At 63.3% G+C, this 17765-nt stretch carries 16 protein-coding genes; 4 read left to right on the plus strand and 12 right to left on the minus strand.

Annotated elements, in window-relative coordinates; genetic code table 11:
- Window positions 1–2 precede the first annotated feature (2 nt).
- Both JQ611_RS09020 and JQ611_RS09025 read left to right on the plus strand, forming a co-directional pair.
- Window positions 3–1505: a sugar ABC transporter ATP-binding protein gene (locus JQ611_RS09020; protein WP_212465258.1), complete on the plus strand. Its 1503-nt coding sequence runs from the start codon at window positions 3–5 to the stop codon at window positions 1503–1505.
- Between the two features lie 12 nt (window positions 1506–1517).
- Entirely contained in the window at window positions 1518–2552 is a 1035-nt protein-coding gene (locus JQ611_RS09025; protein WP_212465259.1) for an ABC transporter permease, read from the plus strand.
- Between the two features lie 133 nt (window positions 2553–2685).
- Here the strand turns inward: JQ611_RS09025 and JQ611_RS09030 are convergent, their stop codons facing one another.
- The 4 genes from JQ611_RS09030 to JQ611_RS09045 form a co-directional block, all read right to left on the minus strand.
- Window positions 2686–4014 carry an ATP-binding protein gene (locus JQ611_RS09030; protein WP_212388914.1) on the minus strand — a complete coding sequence of 443 codons (1329 nt, stop codon included), beginning with the start codon at window positions 4012–4014 and terminating at the stop codon, window positions 2686–2688.
- Window positions 4011–4946, minus strand: a complete 936-nt coding sequence (locus JQ611_RS09035; protein ID WP_212388915.1) for a HAMP domain-containing protein — start codon at window positions 4944–4946, stop codon at window positions 4011–4013. The genes JQ611_RS09030 and JQ611_RS09035 overlap by 4 nt, the downstream gene beginning before the upstream one ends.
- A complete protein-coding gene (locus tag JQ611_RS09040; protein ID WP_212389024.1) occupies window positions 4943–5683 on the minus strand; it encodes a response regulator in 741 nt (246 codons plus the stop codon). Before JQ611_RS09040 ends, JQ611_RS09035 begins: the two co-directional genes overlap by 4 nt.
- Window positions 5684–6852: 1169 nt before the next feature.
- On the minus strand, window positions 6853–8016 hold the full coding sequence (locus tag JQ611_RS09045) for an acyl-CoA dehydrogenase family protein (protein ID WP_212388916.1): 1164 nt from the start codon (window positions 8014–8016) through the stop codon (window positions 6853–6855).
- Window positions 8017–8301: 285 nt separating this feature from the next.
- Between JQ611_RS09045 and JQ611_RS09050 the strand changes: the two genes are divergently transcribed.
- Window positions 8302–8955: a winged helix-turn-helix transcriptional regulator gene (locus JQ611_RS09050; RefSeq protein ID WP_249133054.1), complete on the plus strand. Its 654-nt coding sequence runs from the start codon at window positions 8302–8304 to the stop codon at window positions 8953–8955.
- A gap of 108 nt (window positions 8956–9063) precedes the next feature.
- The gene (locus JQ611_RS09055; protein WP_283814721.1) at window positions 9064–9204 is read left to right on the plus strand and encodes a hypothetical protein; all 141 of its coding nucleotides are present in this window, start codon (window positions 9064–9066) and stop codon (window positions 9202–9204) included.
- Window positions 9205–9294: 90 nt separating this feature from the next.
- Here the strand turns inward: JQ611_RS09055 and JQ611_RS09060 are convergent, their stop codons facing one another.
- The 8 genes from JQ611_RS09060 to nuoN form a co-directional block, all read right to left on the minus strand.
- Entirely contained in the window at window positions 9295–11046 is a 1752-nt protein-coding gene (locus tag JQ611_RS09060; RefSeq protein ID WP_212465260.1) for an adenylate/guanylate cyclase domain-containing protein, read from the minus strand.
- Window positions 11047–11245: 199 nt separating this feature from the next.
- Window positions 11246–12556: an S-methyl-5-thioribose kinase gene (gene mtnK / locus JQ611_RS09065; protein WP_212465261.1), complete on the minus strand. Its 1311-nt coding sequence runs from the start codon at window positions 12554–12556 to the stop codon at window positions 11246–11248.
- A 39-nt stretch (window positions 12557–12595) separates the two neighbouring features.
- Window positions 12596–12943: a hypothetical protein gene (locus JQ611_RS09070; protein WP_212263532.1), complete on the minus strand. Its 348-nt coding sequence runs from the start codon at window positions 12941–12943 to the stop codon at window positions 12596–12598.
- A 168-nt stretch (window positions 12944–13111) separates the two neighbouring features.
- Window positions 13112–13387 carry a DUF1467 family protein gene (locus JQ611_RS09075; RefSeq protein ID WP_212465262.1) on the minus strand — a complete coding sequence of 92 codons (276 nt, stop codon included), beginning with the start codon at window positions 13385–13387 and terminating at the stop codon, window positions 13112–13114.
- A 6-nt stretch (window positions 13388–13393) separates the two neighbouring features.
- On the minus strand, window positions 13394–13798 hold the full coding sequence (gene mce / locus JQ611_RS09080) for a methylmalonyl-CoA epimerase (RefSeq protein WP_212263534.1): 405 nt from the start codon (window positions 13796–13798) through the stop codon (window positions 13394–13396).
- 40 nt (window positions 13799–13838) lie between these two features.
- Window positions 13839–15509, minus strand: a complete 1671-nt coding sequence (locus JQ611_RS09085) for a ribonuclease J (protein ID WP_212263535.1) — start codon at window positions 15507–15509, stop codon at window positions 13839–13841.
- Window positions 15509–16321, minus strand: a complete 813-nt coding sequence (locus JQ611_RS09090; RefSeq protein WP_212465263.1) for a biotin--[acetyl-CoA-carboxylase] ligase — start codon at window positions 16319–16321, stop codon at window positions 15509–15511. The genes JQ611_RS09085 and JQ611_RS09090 overlap by 1 nt, the downstream gene beginning before the upstream one ends.
- Window positions 16322–17761: an NADH-quinone oxidoreductase subunit NuoN gene (gene nuoN / locus JQ611_RS09095; RefSeq protein WP_212465264.1), complete on the minus strand. Its 1440-nt coding sequence runs from the start codon at window positions 17759–17761 to the stop codon at window positions 16322–16324.
- Window positions 17762–17765: the final 4 nt, after the last annotated feature.

The following is a 17765-nucleotide window of genomic DNA, read 5'->3' on the forward strand; positions in this document are numbered from 1 at the left end:
TGATGATTCCGCAACGCGCACCCATCCTCGAACTGCGAGGGATCACCAAAGCCTTCGGCGGCGTCGAGGCGCTTCGCGGGGTCGATTTTGCGCTGTTCGCCGGCGAGATCCATGGTCTCGTCGGCGAAAACGGCGCGGGAAAAAGCACGCTGATGAAGATCATCGCCGGCGTGCACGCGGAATTCTCCGGCCATATTGCACTGGATGGGAAGGACACCCGTTTCCGTTCGACCCGCGACGCGCATGCGGCCGGCATCGCCATGGTCCATCAGGAGCTGAGCGTCGCCCCTGATCTGTCGGTGGCCGAAAACGTCTTTCTCGGCACCCAGCCGACCAACCGCTACGGCCTCGTACAGTGGCGGCGCATGGCGCGCGAGGCCGGCGAGCAGCTCGCCAAATTTGGCATCGACGTCGATCCAATGTCGCGGCTCGGCGACCTGCCGATCGGCATGCAGCAGTTGATCGAGATCGCCCGCGTCCTGTTCTCGGGCGCCCGCATTGTCATTCTCGACGAGCCGACCTCCGCCCTCTCGCCGCCTGAGGTCGAGCGCCTGTTCGCGACGCTGCGGCGGCTGCGCGACGAGGGTTGCGCCATCGTCTTCATCTCGCATTTCATCGAGGACATCCTGCGCGTCTCCGATACGGTGACGGTGTTCCGCAACGGGCGGAAAGTCGCCGAGACGGAATCCGCCGCGACCAGCAAGGCCGCGTTGATCGAAGCCATGATCGGCAAGGGCAGCGAGGCGCTGGGCGAGACCTATACCGACGACATCATGCTGCCGCCGCCAACCGATCGTCCGGCGGTGCTGAAGGCGGACGAGCTCACGCTCGCCCGCAGCCTGCAGGACGTTTCGTTCGAGGCCCGCGGCGGCGAAGTTTTGGGCATCTACGGCTTCATGGGCTGCGGGCAGCTCGAGCTGGCGCGAATCCTGTTCGGCAAGATCAAGCCCGACCGCGGCACGCTGATCGTGGGCGGCGAGCCCAAGACCTTCGCCAGCACCGCGGCGGCGCGGCGCGCCGGCGTCGCCTTTGTTCCCGAGAGCCGCCGCGCCATGCTGTTCCACCAGGAGCCGGTCTACAAGAACATCTCGATCAGCGTGCTGGGCCGGATCTCTGCCCTGTTGCTCAAGCCCGCACGCGAGCGCTCGATCGCTGCGCGCCAGGTCGAACAGTTGCAGATCAGGCCCGCCGCCGTCGAACTCGAACTCGGCATGCTGTCCGGCGGCAATCAGCAGAAGGTGGCGCTGGCGAAATGGCTGAGCTATCCGCCGCGCCTGCTCGTGCTGTGCGAGCCGACGCGGGGCATGGACGTCGGCGCCAAGAACGACGTCATCAACATCGTCAGAGATCTGCGCGCCAAGGGACTGGCCGTGATCGTGCTTTCGACCGAACCGGAGACGGTGCTGTCGCTGGCCGACCGCATCATCGTCCTCAAGCGCGGCGTAGTCGTGCGCGAATTCACTCACGAGATGGTCAGCAAGGACCGCCTGCTGCAAGCGGCTTGAGGAGAACTTTGAATGGCGAGCAGTGACAGCGCGACAGTCCCGGCGGATCGCAAGCGGCCGCGCAGCATTGGCAGGTTCCTGCGCTCGCAGATGCGCAACATCGCGCCGTTCCTAACGCTGATCTGCCTTACCGGCTTCTTTGCCGCCGCCAGCCCGTCGTTTGCGACGCTCGACAATTTCGGCAACATCCTGACCCAGGTGTCGGTGACCGGCATCATCGCCGTCGGCCTCACCTTCGTGATCCTGTGCGCCGAGATCGACCTGTCGATCGCCAGCATCGCCAACGTCACCGGCATCGCGGTCGCTTATTTCACGCTGCAGGAATCCTACGTCAACATCGCCAACGTGCCGATGCCCGGCTGGGCCGCGGTCATGCTGGCGCTCGCGCTCTGCGCCCTGCTCGGCGTCGTCAACGCTTTCGGCCTCACCGTGATCGGCATCCCCTCCTTCATCATGACGCTGGCGATGATGCAGATCGCCGCGGGCATTTCCGCGCTGCTGGTGCGCGGCCAGATCGCCTACAAGGTGCCCGACGTGATCACGACGCTCGGATCGGGATCGATCGGCGGTATCCCCTGCATCGTGATCGTGGCCGCGCTGATGTTGCTCGCCGGCCACCTGGTGCTGACCTACACCCGCTTCGGCCGCTACGTTTACATGGTCGGCGGCAACCGCGAGGCGGCGGAATATTCCGGGCTCAACGTCAAGCTCATCCTCGGCAGCGTGATGGTGATCGCGGCGGTCTGCTCGGGCATCGGCGGCATGCTCGGCGTCGCCCATTTCGGCAGCGCGCAGCAGAACGAGTTCGACACCTACCTGCTCGACTCGATCGCCGCCGTCGTGGTCGGCGGCACCAGCCTGTTCGGCGGCCGCGGCGGCATCGGCAACACCATCGTCGGCCTGTTCGTGCTCGGCGTCCTCAACAACGGCCTCGACCACGTCAACATCGACAGTTTTCTGAAGATCCTGATCCGCGGCCTGATCCTGCTCGCAGCGCTGGTGATCAACGTCTATGCGCAGCGGCTGCGGGAAAGGTCGGTTGATTGAAGGCAGCGTTCCAGGCCGCGAACCCATAAATCTGCCGAGGGCGGACTTCTTGCCAGAGTCCGCAATGCGTCCCGTGGACGCGACGGGTCGGTCATCTCGCCACGAAATCATCCGCGTCAAAGTCATCGTATTGTCAGCGCAAAAATTCGAGGCGCGCTTCCAATCCGCCGCCATCACGATTGGCGAGCGTGAGCGTCCCGAGAAGCGCGCTGGTAAGTTGCTGGGCGATGGCAAGGCCAAGCCCGGTGCCGCCGGTTTCGCGATTGCGCGAAGCCTCGACCCGATAAAACGGCAAGAATACCGACTTCAGATGCTCGTCGGGAATACCGGGGCCCCGGTCCGATACGGTGATCGTGATGCCGTTCGACCGCTGCGCATCGATGGCGACTTCGACATCCTCGCCGAATTTCAGGCCGTTATCGATCAGGTTGATCATGATGCGGCGCAAGGCCTGCGGGTGCGTGAGAATCGTCACCCCGCGTTCTCCGGAAAAGCGAAGAGATTTTCCGGCGTCGGAATAGTCGCAGACGAGGCTGTCGATAAGGGCATGCAGGTCGGTCTGACACCGCTGCTTGCTGAGCTCGTCGCGTCCGCGGGCCAGGGCAAGACCCTGCTTGACGAGCGTCTGCATTTCCTGCAGGTCGCCCTGCAGCCTTTCCTTGGCGTCGCTGTCACCCAGGAAATCAGCGCGCAGCCGCATGCGCGTGATCGGAGTCTGAAGACGGCGCGCTATCCCCGCCAGAATCTGGATCCGCTCCACAGCCTGCCCGGCAATGCGTCGCTGCATGGCGTTGAATGCGGTAGCGGCGCGCGCCACTTCCTTCGGACCATCCTCCGGGAGCAACTCGCCGCGCAGATCCGAACCCAGGCTGTTGGCCGCGCGCTCGAGGCGCACCAGCGGTTGTGTCGCGAGCTTCACGGCAATCCAGGTGAGGAACGCGAGAGCAAAGAGTTGAACGGCGAACGCCGTCGGCAACCAGGGCGAAATCACCGTCCTCTGTGCGACGAATTCGACCATCAACGGGCTGCCGTCCTTCAGGTGAACGAGCCAGCCCAGCCGCCGTCGATTCAGTGGATCGAGGTAGAAGATAGATTTCGCGTCGTGGCCGGCCCCTAGCATGGCCCTCAAACGCGCCAGGCGCTCTTGTCGTCGTTTGGATGGCGCCGCTTCTATCTCTCCCCCACCTCCGAGAACGTACCGATATGTAGGTCGACTGAGACGTTCGAGCCAGGCGGACCGTTCTTCGGTCTTGACCCGGTCGAGGATAGCGACCGTGGTCGCGATGTACCTGATGAAATAGTCATCCCCTATCTCGCGGCTGAGGCCGAAGACATTAAAGGCAACCAGACCAAAGGACAGCACATGTGTAGCCAGGAGACCGCCGAACAGGATGATCGCCAGCCGGCGGAACAGTGAGTCCGGCCAAAGACGCGCCGCCGTACGCCGAAAACGGGCGCTCATGACGGCTCCCGCAATGCTTCGACGGCGACATGCGCGGTGGCCCCGGGGCCAATGTCGTCGTACTCCCGCGCCAGGGCAAGGCCCTGTTTGACGAGCGTCTGCATTTCCTGCAGGTCGCCCTGCAGCTTTTCCTTGGCGTCGCTGTCACCCAGGAAATCAGCGCGCAGCCGCATGCGCGTGATCGGAGTCTGAAGATCGTGCGAGATCGCCGCCAGAATCTGGATCCGTTCCGCGACCTGCTCGGCAATGCGGCGCTGCATGGCGTTGAACGCGGTAGCCGCGCGCGCCACTTCCTTCGGACCATCCTCCGGGAGCGGCTCACCGCGCAAATCCGAACCCAGGCTGTTGGCCGCGTGCTCCAGGCGCGCCAGCGGTTGCGTCGCGAGCTTTACGGCAAGCCAGACGAAGAATGCGATAATACAGAGTTGAACGGCGAGCGCCGCCGGCAACCATGGCGAAATGGTTGCCCCCTGCCCGAAGATCTCGAGCGTCAGCGGGCTACCGTCCTTCAGATGCATGAGTATGCCCCGTCGCGATCGCGTCGGTGGATCGAGGTAGACAAAATTCGCCTCGTAGGCGGGCCCCAGCAGGGCCCGCAAACGCGCGATGTTTGCTTGCCGTCGTTTGGGTGGCTCCGCTTCCAGCTCTCCCCCATCTCTGAGAACGTATCGATAGTGCAGTCGAGAGATGCGGTCGAGCCAAGCGGGTCTTTCTTCAGGCTTGACGTAGTCCAGGATAGCGACCGAGTCCGCGACGTCCACGGCAGCAAATTTATTCCCCAGTTCGTCTTCGATAGCCATGTGGTCGAGGACAATCAAAACGAAGGCCAGCACATGTGCAGCTACAAGGCCGGAAAACAGAATCATCGCCAGCCGGCCGAACAGGGAGCCCGGCCAAAGACGCGCCGCCATACGCCGAAAACGGGCGCTCATGACCGCTCCGGCAATGCCTCGACGGAGACTGCAAAGACGTAGCCTTCGCTACGCACCGTCTTGATGTAGGACGGCTCCCGGGCGTCGTCGCGCAATCGCTGGCGAAGGCGGCTGACAAGAAGGTCGATTGACCGATCGTAGACTTCGGTCTCACGGCCTTGCGTCAGGTCGAGCAGCTGATCGCGATTGAGGACATGTTGAGGGTGATCGAGAAACACGCGCAACAATCGGTATTCGGCGCCACTCAACGAGACCACGGTTTCGTTGGAGTCGACCAGGAAACGCCCGGTCGTATCGAGCTTCCATTCGCCGAAGCGAAAGAGGCGGGCTTTTTCCGATGCCGCAAGGTTGCGGGGCAGCATCTCGGCCCTGCGCAAAACCGAGCGGATTCGTGCGAGCAGCTCGCGCGGGGCAAACGGCTTCGTGAGATAGTCGTCCGCCCCCATCTCAAGGCCGACGATACGGTCTGCTTCATCGCCGCGCGCCGTCAGCATCAGGATCGGAATGTCATAGGGTTGATTTGCGCGCAAGTTGCGACAGAGCGTGAGGCCGTCGTCCCCGGGCAGCATGAGGTCAAGCACGATCAGATTGACCCGGTGGTTTGCGAGAACCTCGCGCATCTGCCGGCCGTTGGCCACCGTAGTGACCCGATAGCCGTTGCCGACAAAATATCGGTCCAGCAGTTCGCGCAAACCCAAGTCATCGTCGACGACGAGAATGTGGTCCGAATTGCCCATACACGCCATAGTACCCAACCGGCGAGGCAAGCGACATCCTATTTTGTAACGTAATGTATCGACCCGCCGGCCTGACATGGAAAATTTCAAAATGGGCACAAACGGAAATTCGCGAGACACATCGGACACTTCCAGTTGGGGCTTCTCGTCTTTTTTGGAGGCGGTGTCGATGAACCTGGACAAGGACATGCTCGCCTTGCCCGCCGAGGCCAAATTGAGCGCGCCCGCGCCGTCCTGGGACGGCATTAATGTCCGGATTTGGGAGAACGTCTCATGAGAATGTCGTCAAGCCTATTTGCACCCTCAGCTGTCGCGATCCTGTCAACGGCATTGTTGTGCGGCCTGAGCGGTACGGCAATGTCGCAAACCGCAACGGGCTCAACCACCCCGCTTCCTGCCGTCACGGTCGACGCGCCGAAGCAGGTGGCAAGGCCGCTTCGGCCGGCGGTAAGGTCACAAAGGCCCGCTCGGGTGGCACACACGGTTGCATCTCCCCGGAGATCGCCAGCCGCGGCAATACGATCGACTTCGCCAGGTGCCATACTGGCGGGGCCAGGTACAACCATGGAGAAGCTTGCCGCGTTCGAGAAAATCTCCAACAATTGCAACGATGGTTGCCAAACAAGTTTCAAGTACGGCAACCAACCCTGGAATGGATGCTCGGTGTCGGGGGGGGTTCCGCCTCCTTTTTCGCCAACGTGCAGAAACGTACACAACTACAAAACCTATGCTGAGTGCCAGAACAGCAGACTGTTTTTGGGTGGGAGCAACGCTGGCGCATGGTGGTATTGCAGCAGCCTGCTCGCCGGAGGGAAGTTGGCCGGGGAGAAGCCTCAGGTCGCAGAACTCAAGCGATCAGGGCGTCGCTAGTCCATACCGCCCGCTGGCTGCGCAAGTCTGGCCAAGTCCGCAATCCGCCGAAAGCGGAAGTAGATTACGCTTGGCCAGCCGCTAGCCTTTACCCACCGAATCCTGCTCGCGGCGCTGGTGATCAACGTCTATGCGCAACGGCTGCGGGAAAGGTGCATTCCAGGCCGTGAACCCAAATCAACACGCGGGTTGCGACAATGCGTCTCTCCTGTGCGCGGGAGAGAAGAATCGCGAACGATTGAGGGGCCTGCCTCGCTCGGAGACAGACCCCTCAACCGCTTCTCTCGGGAAGAGAGTCGTTAGAACACCTTGTCCACCGGCAGGCCGAGCGCCATCGAGCCGGCATATTGCGCCTGCGGGCCGGCCTGCAGCGGGTGGTAGCGGGCGGCCTGGATGTCGCGGAAGCGGCGCTCCAGTCCGGTGGCACGGTAGAAGCCGGCGCCGCCGGCGAGCTCCATCGCAAGCTCCACGGTGGCAATGGCGTGGCGCGCGACGAGCGTGCGGCCCGTCATCACCTGATTGATGGTCTCGGCCGAAGGCGCATCGAGCCGCACCGCCGCCAGCATGTGTTCGCGGGCAAGGCGCGCACCAGCCAGTTCGGTGTCCATGCGGCCGGCGAGCTGGATCATGTGGTTGTCGACCTTCTTCTTTTTCGCGACACCAACCGCGATGTCGCGGGCGCTCTCGGCGACGCCGAGATAGACCGAATAGATCAGCGGGAACGCGATGGTTGCGATGATCTGGAACAGCGGATGCCATTCGCCGGCCTTGCGCTTCACCGCGACGGCGGCCTCCGGCACCACATGGCCGTCGATCATGACGTCGTTGGAGCCGGTGCCGCGCATGCCGAGCGTGCGCCAGTTGTCCATCACCTTCACCTGCGGCGAGTTCATCGGCAGACCGAAGTGCAACACCTGCGCCGGTTCGCCTTCGCTCTCCAGCACGGCGGTGGTCATGAACAGGTTCGCGGCTGGTGAGCCGGAGGCAAACACCTTGCGCGCGGTGATGCGATAGCCGCCGTCGACCTTCTCGGCCTTGCCGGAGCCGCCGATCCAGTCGCTGCCGCCGCTCGACAGCAAAAAGATGCGCTCGGCAGCGATGCGCTTGAGCAAGGGCTCGACGGGCGCCGCCTTCTGCACCTTCCAGCGCCAGGCGGGAATTGCGACCTGATGGGTGTGCATGGAAAACGCCAGCGCGGTAGAGCCGCAATGCTGGCCGAGGATGCGCAGCATTTCGGCGAGCTCATCGATACTGGCGCCGCCGCCGCCAAGCTCAGTGGGCACGCCGGCCTCGACCAGGCCCGCTTCCTTCAGCGCGGCAAAATTCTCGGCGACGAACTGGTCCTCGTCGGTGGCGGTGGCGGTGGCGGCGCGCTCGGCGAAGATGGGGCCGAGCTCGCGGGCGATCTCGACGGGGCTGCGGTGCGTTGTCGCATCGACGGCGCGTGCTGCGTTGCTGCTCATGGTGATCCCTCCATTCATTGGGACATTCGCCGGTAAGCGAGATGTCTAATGCCCCGGAAACTAGGCCCGGGCGCAAGATCCCTCCAGTTCAGGAAGTGTACTGCCGCGCCGGCGATGCCCCACAAGCAAAACAGCCCACTGTAAACACTGGATTATTCGCTTCCATGTGACAGCCGACAGGCTAGAGCGGTATAGTATCTGTACTGCCCCCGCGCGTGCATGAGGAGATTCCCGTTGCCCGACATAAGCGAACGCGGAAGCTACGGGCAGTTCTGCCCGGTGGCGATGGCGTCAGAGATCTTCTGCAACCGCTGGACCGCGCTGGTGCTGCGCGAATTGCTCTGCGGCACCACGCGCTTCAACGAACTGCGCCGCGGCGTGCCGCGGATGTCGCCGACACTGCTGTCGAAGCGGCTGAAGGAGCTGGAAGAGGCCGGCGTGATCGTCCCGGTGCCAACCGGTCAGCACGGCGTGGTGGACTACAAGCTGACCGAGGCGGGCGAAGATCTGCGCGGCATCGTCATGTCGCTCGGCTTCTGGGGGCAGCGCTGGGTCGAGTCGACGCTGTCGCTGAAGAATCTCGATCCCGGGCTGTTGATGTGGGACATGCGGCGCAACCTGCAGCCGACGCCGCTGCCGCCCCGCCGCACCACCATCAACTTCATCTATCCGGAGATGCGGCCCGACCGGAAATCATGGTGGCTGGTGGTCGATCGCGAGAAGGTCGACCTCTGCCTCACCGATCCCGGCTACGACGTCGACCTCTATGTCAGCTGCCCCCTGCGCTCCATGACCGCGGTGTGGATGGGCGTCGCCAAGCTCAACAGCGAAGTCGAGGCCGGCCGCATCAAGGTCACCGGCGATAGCTCGATCGCCAAATCGATGCAGCAATGGCTGGGACTCAGCCCCTTCGCGCAGGGGCAAAGGGCTGTGGTGTAGCTGGAAGCGGGCCGTTACGGTTAGAACCGGAGGGTCCTTCTTGTTCGGCTTATCCTGAGCCTGTTCGGCGGCCGCGGCGGCATCGGCAACACCATTGTCGGCCTGTTCGTGCTCGGCGTCCTCAACAACGGCCTCGACCACGTCAACATCGACAGCTTCCTGAAGATCCTGATCCGGGGCCTGATCCTGCTCGCGGCGCTGGTGATCAACGTCTATGCGCAGAAGCTGCGGGAGCGGACGGTGGAATGACGGCGGCATTCCAGGCCGTGAACTCATAGATCTGCCCGAGGGCTTTCGCCGAGCTGATATCTTTGTCGATCATATCCTGAAGGACGCCCCCTATTCGGGAATACCGGCCTTGATCAAGCCCTCCGCGAACACCTCGCAATGGGCGAAGCCGCGCAGATTGTTGCGCAGCACGCCCACCCTCAGCGGTGGCCCGACCTTGTTGCGGCGGGCGGTGAATTCCTCCGCCTCTTCGATCAGGCCGAGATGCCCGCAGCAGCTGATGAGCGCATTGTAGTGCCCGGCGAATTCGGCATCGGCGGCGACCGATGCCCGGACATGTGGCAGCGCCTCCGCAAAGCGCCGCGCCGCGAGCAACGCCAAACCGTGGATCGTGGTGTAAAGGCCGGCAAAGGAATCCAATGGGCTCATGCGAAGCGCTTTTGCAGTTTCGGCGATCGCATCATCGAAGCGACCCGCCCGCAACAACGCCCAGCCATAAGCCGTGCGCGCGAGCGCGAAGCTGGGATTGAGGTTGAGGGCGGCCTGGTGCTCGGCCAGCGCGCGCTGGTGTTGGCAGGAGGTGCTCAAGTTGAGGCCGACGGTCATGTGGGCCCACGGCTCGCCCTGGTCGAGGCGCAGCGCCTCCTGGGCGTGCAAGGCGCTCTGCCTGTAGCCCTCGGAGCGGTCTTCAACGTAATAGTAGAGCGTGGCCCACCAGATCGCCCAGCTGAGCGTGGCGTGCGCTCGCGCATAGTTCGGGTCGATCTCTATGGCGCGGCGCAGCAAGCGTTGCGCCTCTTCATTGTGCTTGCGGCCAAACTTGTTAATGAGGTCGATGGCGCGGACCACGAGTCCCCAGACATCGACGCTTTCAGGCGGCTGTCGGGTGGCACGATAGCCCTCCTGGGCGTAGAGGTGCGGCTCGATCGCGGCAACGATGTTTTCCGTAATCTCGTCCTGGACCGTGAAGATGTCGTGCAGTTCACGATCGTATTTCTCCGCCCAGATGTGCTTGGCCGTCTCCCCATCGATGAGCTGGCCCGTGATGCGGATGCGCTGGCCAGCCGTGCGTACGCTGCCCTCCAGGACGTAGCGCACGCCCAGATCGCGGGCGATTGTCCTCACATCGACGGCTTTGTCTTTGTAGACAAAGGCCGAGTTGCGGGCGATGACGAAGAGCCAGCGAAGCCGGGACAGCGCCGTGGTGAGATCCTCGGTGACGCCGTCCGCGAAGTACGCGCGCTCCGGATCGTCACTGAGGTTCGTGAACGGCAGGACCACGATGGACGGCCTGTCCGGCAATGGCAGAGCTGGCGGAGCCGACGCGGCAGCGGCCAAGCCGACGTTGACCCGAAATACCTGCAACGGGTCAGCGATGTTTTTCAAACGCTGCTCACCCATATCAGCGTACTGGGCGGCGATCTTACCCTTGACCTGTTCGTATGCGGAACGCGACAAGCAGATTCCGCCGGGTTCAGCAATTCCTTCGAGTCGCGCTGCGATATTGACACCATCGCCCAGAATGTCATCGCCCTCGACCAGCACCTCGCCGAGATTGATGCCGATGCGGTATAGCACGCGCTGTTCCGCGATCAGCTTGGCGTTGCGTCGGGCCATTAGCTTCTGCACTTTGATCGCGCATTCGACCGCTGCCACCACCGATGGGAACTCAATGAGCACGCCGTCGCCCATGGTCTTGAAAATCCGTCCGTCGTGCTTTCCGACGATCGGCCGCATTGCCGCTAGATGGTCACGCAAGCGGCGCGCTGTCCCTGCCTCGTCCAAGCCCATGAGTCGGCTGTAACCAGCCACATCGGCGGCAAGGATCGCTGCAAGCCTGCGTTCGACCCGCTGCTGTGCCATGGACTGCTCTCCAGGCTACGGCTTGCGGCACTGTACCACAATGAGCGCACGGCTATCACCACGGGGGCGATATCTGGTTCTGCCGCCGCCATTATGGAGGTATGTCTGTTATGGGTCATTCGCAACCGGGTCGAACCAGCAGCAAGTCCGCAATCCGCCGAAAGCGGAAGTGGACCACGCCCTAGCCAGCCGCTCGTCCTTACCCAGCGAAATCCGGCCGCCAGTCGCGCATTTCTCGTGCCGCTTTCGTCACATCGCCGATCGTGGGGAATGAGGACGATTCCACCATCATGGCACGCGCCAGCCGCAGGCTTCGCGCCTCGCAGACGGCGCGAAGCTTCGGATCCTCGATCAGTTCGAAGTCGATATTGTGCGCGAGACCGAGGATGCGGCGGATGATCTTGGCCGCGGCAAACCCGACGGTGTCGCCAAACAGCTGTGCCATATAGGCCTGCCGTTCGGCCTCGAGGCGCGCCGCACCATCAGTGCCGGCAAACAGCGATGCCGGATAGGCATCGCCCTTCGCTTCGGTGCGCCACAACTCGACGAATTTTCGCGTGAATTCCGTCCACACGCCCTCGACCGTCTGCAGCAGCCACGCTTCGAAGGCGCGCCGGTCGCCGGGCGAGGTTTCGTGACCGCTGGAGGCGAGATAGGCCATGAGGAGATTGCCGATCACGGCGCCGATATCGAACGCCATCGGCCCATAGAACGCGAATTCGGGATCGATCACCTTCGTCTCGCGATCCGTCACCATGATCGAGCCGGTATGAAGGTCGCCGTGGATCAGTGCTTCCGGCGAAGCCATGAACTTCAGCTTGAGCCTGGAGATCGCGACGTGCAGGTCGAGATCCCCGCGAAAGCGCGCCGCGGTCGCATCCAGCCAGGGCTGTGTCCAGCGGTTCTGTTCGGCGACGCGGTATGGATCGGTGAAGATCAGGTCCTCGGTAATCTTGCACAGCGCATGATTGCCGGCAAAGGCGGCAATGCCTTCCTTCTTCTCCGCGGCGGGGACCGCGAGATCGGAGCTGAAGAACAGCGTTCGCGCCAGAAAATTCGTGATGTCGTCGACGAAGCGCGGATAAGTGGTTCCGGCCACCAATCCCTTGCGCATGATGATATGCGGCTCAAGAAACTCCATCGCGATCAGCGCAAGCGCTTCATCGTGGTGGAGGACCACCGGCACCAGCCCGGGCGCCAGCCGGGCCTGATGGGTGAGCGCCAGATGTTCGTAGTGCGAGCGCGACAGCGGCAGCGGCCAGCTCTCGCCGACCAGGCGCACATAGGGCAGCGCCTGCTTGACGGCGATGCTGCCAGCCCCGCCGCGCACGATGAAGACGAGGTTGAGATTGCCGTCGCCGACCTCGCTGATCGACCAGGTGGCCGGCGCACCGCCAAGCTGGCTTGCGATCGCGGGAAGCTGCGCGAGATAGTCGCGCAGATCGGCTTCGCGCAGAATTCGGTATTGGTTCGGCCGGGGGGTATCCAACACTCGCTCGCGTGCGGTCATCGGTCGTCGCCTCCGGTTGTTGACGCCTGAGCTTCGGTCTCAATCCCGCTCGAGGAAGTTGGAACCGATGTCGGCTTTTTTCTTGATCGGATCGTAGTCGCAATAGACGCTGTCGGCGACCAGTGTGTAGCTCGCGATGATCGTATCCTTGTTGAGCTTGACCGAATTCAGGCCGATCGCCGCGGTCTGTTTGCCGCCGTTCCATTTGAACGGCGTCGAGCTCTGCGCTTTCTCGCAGGCTACGACCGCGTCGGGAAAGACCGCCTGCTCGACGAAGGCTTTCACCGTTCGAAGCTGCGTCTGCGTCTTCCAATTCATGTAGAACGACCCGCCAAGGCCGGCGGCGAGCAGGATCACCAGAGCAATCATGATGCGTTGAAAAGTCATTTCTGTTCTCCCGGCAAGCTAGTGCCTGGCCTCGCCGCGCCGCAAAATGTGCATTGACCCCTGTGCTCTAGAGCGTGATGACTTCTCTTCGATTCGTCATCCCACTCTAGCTCCTTGTTTGAGCATGATCTTTTCGGAAAACCGGTACCCACTTTTCCGGATCATGCTCTAGAACGGCGTCCCCATCAGCTTGGCCAGCCGCTCGATATTAAAGAATCCCTGATAATAGGCCCACATCGCGATGGCGAAAATGACCGCCGATATGATCGTGGTCCAGATCAGCTTGCGGCCCATCCGCGCCAGGACCGGCGCGCCGGGATCGGTGCCGGGCGCGCCCGCGCCGTCCTCGTGCTGGCTGCGCACGCCGAACGGCAGCGTCACGAACAGCACGACCCACCACAACACGAAGTAGATCGCGAACATCGTCGAGATGTTGTAGGCCATAAGGGTTCAGGCCTGTTCTATTTCGACGAGCGCGCCGGAAAAATCCTTTGGATGGAAAAACAGCACCGGCTTGCCGTGGGCGCCGATCTTGGGCACGCCGTCGCCGAGCACGCGCGCGCCCTCGCTGATCAGCTTGTCGCGCGCCACGATGATGTCGGGCACGTCGTAGCAGATGTGATGGATGCCGCCGTCGGCGTTGCGCTCGACGAATTTGGCGATCGGCGAGGCGTCGCCGAGCGGCTGGATGAACTCGATCTTGGTATTGGGCAGCGTCACGAACACAGTGATGACGCCGTGCTCCGGCAACGGCACCGCGCCGGAGATTTCAGCGCCGAACGCGCCGCCATAAATCCTGGCCGCCTTCTCGGCGTCCTTGACCGCAATCGCGACATGATTGAGCCGGCCCAGCATCGTTGCTCCTCCCCTAGTACCCAATTCCGCGGAACACGCGCTAGATCGTCAGCACATGCACGAGGCAGATCGGCTTCTTGCCCCAATGTTCGTTCAGCACCGCGCGTACCGCGCGACGTACCGATTCCGCAGTGGCATCGGCATCGCGCCGCCGCGCCCGCGGCAGGCCTTCCACGGTCGATACCACCACATCGAACACGATGTCGTCGAGGGGTTCGCCGGCCGTATTCTTCTCGGGGATGCCGACCAGATCGACCTCGGGATCGTCGGCCAGCTCGCCCTTGTCGGTCATCGCGATCGCCACGAAGGCACAGCCGGCAAATCCCATCCGGCGCCGCTCCACCACGGCGCGCGACTTGGAATCCTCCAGGATCGTGCCATCCTTGTAAATCCGGCCCGAAGGTAGTTGGTCGATGATGCCGGGGTCGCCGGGGCCGAGCTTGACCAGGTCGCCGTTTTTGCAAATCAGGACCTTCGGCACACCCGCGGTGCGCGCCAGCTTGGCGTGCTCGGACAGATGCAGGGCTTCGCCATGCACGGGGATCAGCAGCTGCGGACGCACCCAGGAGATCATGTCGCGCAGTTCGTCGCGGCGAGGATGGCCGGAGACATGGACCAGATCGGTGCGGTCGGTGATGACCTCGATGCCCTGCGTAACCAGGCCGTTGATGATGCTGCCGACCGCCTTCTCGTTGCCGGGAATGGTGCGCGAGGAGAAGATTACGCAGTCGCCCTTGTTCAGCGTCACCTGCGGATGGTCGTCATTGGCAATGCGCGCCAGTGCCGCGCGCGGCTCGCCTTGGCTTCCCGTGCACAGCGCCAGCACCTTGTCCGGCGGGAAATGGCCGTAAAGATCGGCGCCGCGGAAATTCTGCACACCGTCGAGATAGCCGGTTTCGCGCGCGACCTGCACCACCCGTTCCATGGCGCGGCCGACCACGACCACTTCGCGGTCGGCGGCCTTGGCGGCGTCCGCGACCGCCTTCAGGCGCGCGACGTTGGAGGCGAAGGTGGTGACGGCGACCCGGCCCTTGGCGGCCTTTACCAATTTCGTAATTGTCGCGGCGACCTCGGTCTCCGAGGGCGAGCGCCCGTCCCGCACCGCATTGGTGGAATCGCCGACCAGCGCCAGCACGCCCTCGTCGCCCAGTTCGCGCAGACGGCGCTCGTCGGTCGGCAGGCCTATGATGGGCGTCGGATCGATCTTCCAGTCGCCGGTGTGCAGCACGGTGCCGACCGAGGTGTGGATCGCCAGCGCGTGCGATTCCGGAATCGAATGCGCAACCGGGATGAACTCGACGTTGAACGGGCCGAGATGGACACGCCCCCCTGAAGGCACCACCGTGACCGGAATTTTCGGCGGATTGCGCTCGGCCGCCAGTTTGGCCTCGAACAGAGCCGCGCTGAACTTGGTCGCGTAGATCTTGCATTGCAGCTTCGGCCAGAGATCGATGATGGCCCCGAAATGGTCCTCATGGGCGTGCGTCAGCACCAGGCCCATCAGGTTCTTACGTTCCTTCTCCAGGAAGCGGATGTCGGGCATGATCAGGTCGATGCCCGGCAAATGCTCCTCGTCGCCAAAGGAGACGCCGAGATCGACCGCAAGCCAGGATCGCTCGTGGCGGTTGCCGAGCCCGTAGATCGACAGGTTCATGCCGATCTCGCCGACGCCGCCGAGCGGCGCAAAGGTCAGTTCATCTGGTCTAGCCATCAGGCAGCTCCCACGGAGGCCGCCGAGCCAAAATAAACCTCGCCCGCGGCGATCGGGAGGTGTTTGCCTTCTGCGGTCCGCACGATCAGGCAGCCGCTTTCATCTATCGTGTCGAACGTGCCTGCGATAGTCGCAGTTCCGGTTTGGATTGCGACCGGCTCACCGAGGCCGGCGGCGCGCGCCAGCCACAGCCGGCGGATTTCGGCAAAGCCGCGACCGTTGTCCCAGATGCCGCGGAACTCGACCCAGGCGTCCGATAGCACGGCGAACAGCTCCTCGGCGCCGACATGGACACCTAGCGCCGCCAGCGAAATGGCTGGCGTCGGCGTGCCGGTGGGGGCTGCGACCACATTGGTACCGATCCCGACCACGACAGCCAGCCGGTTGCCGGCGACAGCTTCGGCTTCGAGTGAAATACCGACCAGCTTCTGCTTCTCGACCAGCACGTCGTTCGGCCATTTCAGCAGGAATTTCAACGGGTCAGAGCCGGCGCTTCGCAGATTGGCTTCGATGCTCACCTGCTGCAGGGCGGTCGCGATCGCGAGCCCGGCGGCAAAGCCCAATGTCGCGGCGGTCGCGGGCGGGACGTCGATGATCTCGAGAACGCTGCTGGCAAGGTTGCCGCGCGGCGCGATCCAGGCGCGCTGGCGCCGTCCCTTTCCTGCCGTCTGCTCTGTCGTGACGAACCAAGTCGATCCGGGCTCACCACTGCGGGCGTGCGCCATGGCCTCGGTATTGGTCGAACCGACCTGGTCAAAGGCGGCGAGACGGTAACCCGCCGATAAGGCCCGGGAACCGAGCGCGAAGGCCATCTAGAAAAGCGACTTCGCCGCGGCCGCGGCCACACTGACCAGCAGCCCCGGATAGACGAAGAAGAAGATCGTGAAGATGCCCGTGATCGCCAGCACCACGCGCAATTCGGTGCGCATCGGATCGAGTTCGCCCGCCGGCTCGTCGAAATACATCACCTTGATGATGCTGAGATAGTAGAACGCGCCCACGACACTGGCGAGCACGCCGACCACGGCGAGCGTGAACAGGCCTGCCTTGATGGCGGCGACGAAGACGTACCATTTGGCGAAGAAACCCGCGAGCGGCGGAATGCCGGCCAGCGAGAACAGCAGCATCGCAAAGACGAAGGCGAGCAGCGGATTGGTGCGCGACAGACCGGCAAAGTCGCTGATCTGCTCCATCGGCTGGCCGTTGCGCTTCATGGTCAGGATGACCGAGAAAGTGCCGAGCGTCATCGCGACATAGATCGCGATATAGACCAGCACTCCCTGCGCGCCTTCGACGGTGCCGGACGCGAGCCCGACCAGCGCAAAACCCATATGGCCGATCGACGAATAGGCCATCAGGCGCTTGATGTTCTTCTGCCCGATGGCGGCAAACGAGCCCAGCACCATCGAGGCGATCGCCACGAACACGATGATCTGCTGCCACTGCGAGACGATGCCCGGGAATGCCGTCAGCGCCACGCGCGTAAACACCGCCAACGCTGCGACCTTCGGCGCGGAGGCAAAGAACGCGGTCACCGGCGTCGGCGCGCCCTCATAGACGTCGGGCGTCCACATGTGGAACGGCACCGCGGAGACCTTGAAGCAGAGGCCCGCGAGCAGGAACACCAGGCCAAACACGAGCCCGATATTGCCGGTTTTCGCAGCCGCCGCGATCCCGGCGAAGCTGACGGTGCCGGTAAAGCCGTAGATCAGCGAGGCGCCGTAGAGCAGCATGCCCGAAGACAGCGCGCCGAGCACAAAATACTTCAGGCCGGCTTCGGTGGATTTGGCGTTGTCGCGGTTGCTGGCGGCGACCACGTAGAGCGCCAGACTCATCAGTTCCAGCCCGAGATAGAGCATGATCAGGTCGCCGGCCGAGATCAGCACCATCATGCCGAGCGTCGAGAGCAGCACCAGGATCGAATACTCAAAGATCCGCCGCGACGGATCGGACAGGAATTCCGCCGACAGGATCAGTGTCGCGCCAGAGCCGATCAGCGCCAGGATCTTTAGGAAACGCGCAAAATCGTCGACGATGAAGCTGCCGCCGAAGGTCGTGAGCTTGCCGGCCGGCAGCATCAGCTCCAGCAAGCCGGTCAGGATCAGCAGGCATACCGCAAGGCTTGTAACGAGTTTCGTCGTCCCCTCGCCGCCGCGATAGGCGCCGAGCATCAGCAGTGCCATGGCACCCGCGGCCAGCACCAGCTCCGGCAACACCGGCAGCAACTGATAACCTGCACTTTGGAAGCTCATGGAG

It is taken from the genome of Bradyrhizobium sp. AUGA SZCCT0182, assembly GCF_018130185.1.
In the GTDB taxonomy this organism is placed as follows: Bacteria; Pseudomonadota; Alphaproteobacteria; order Rhizobiales; family Xanthobacteraceae; genus Bradyrhizobium.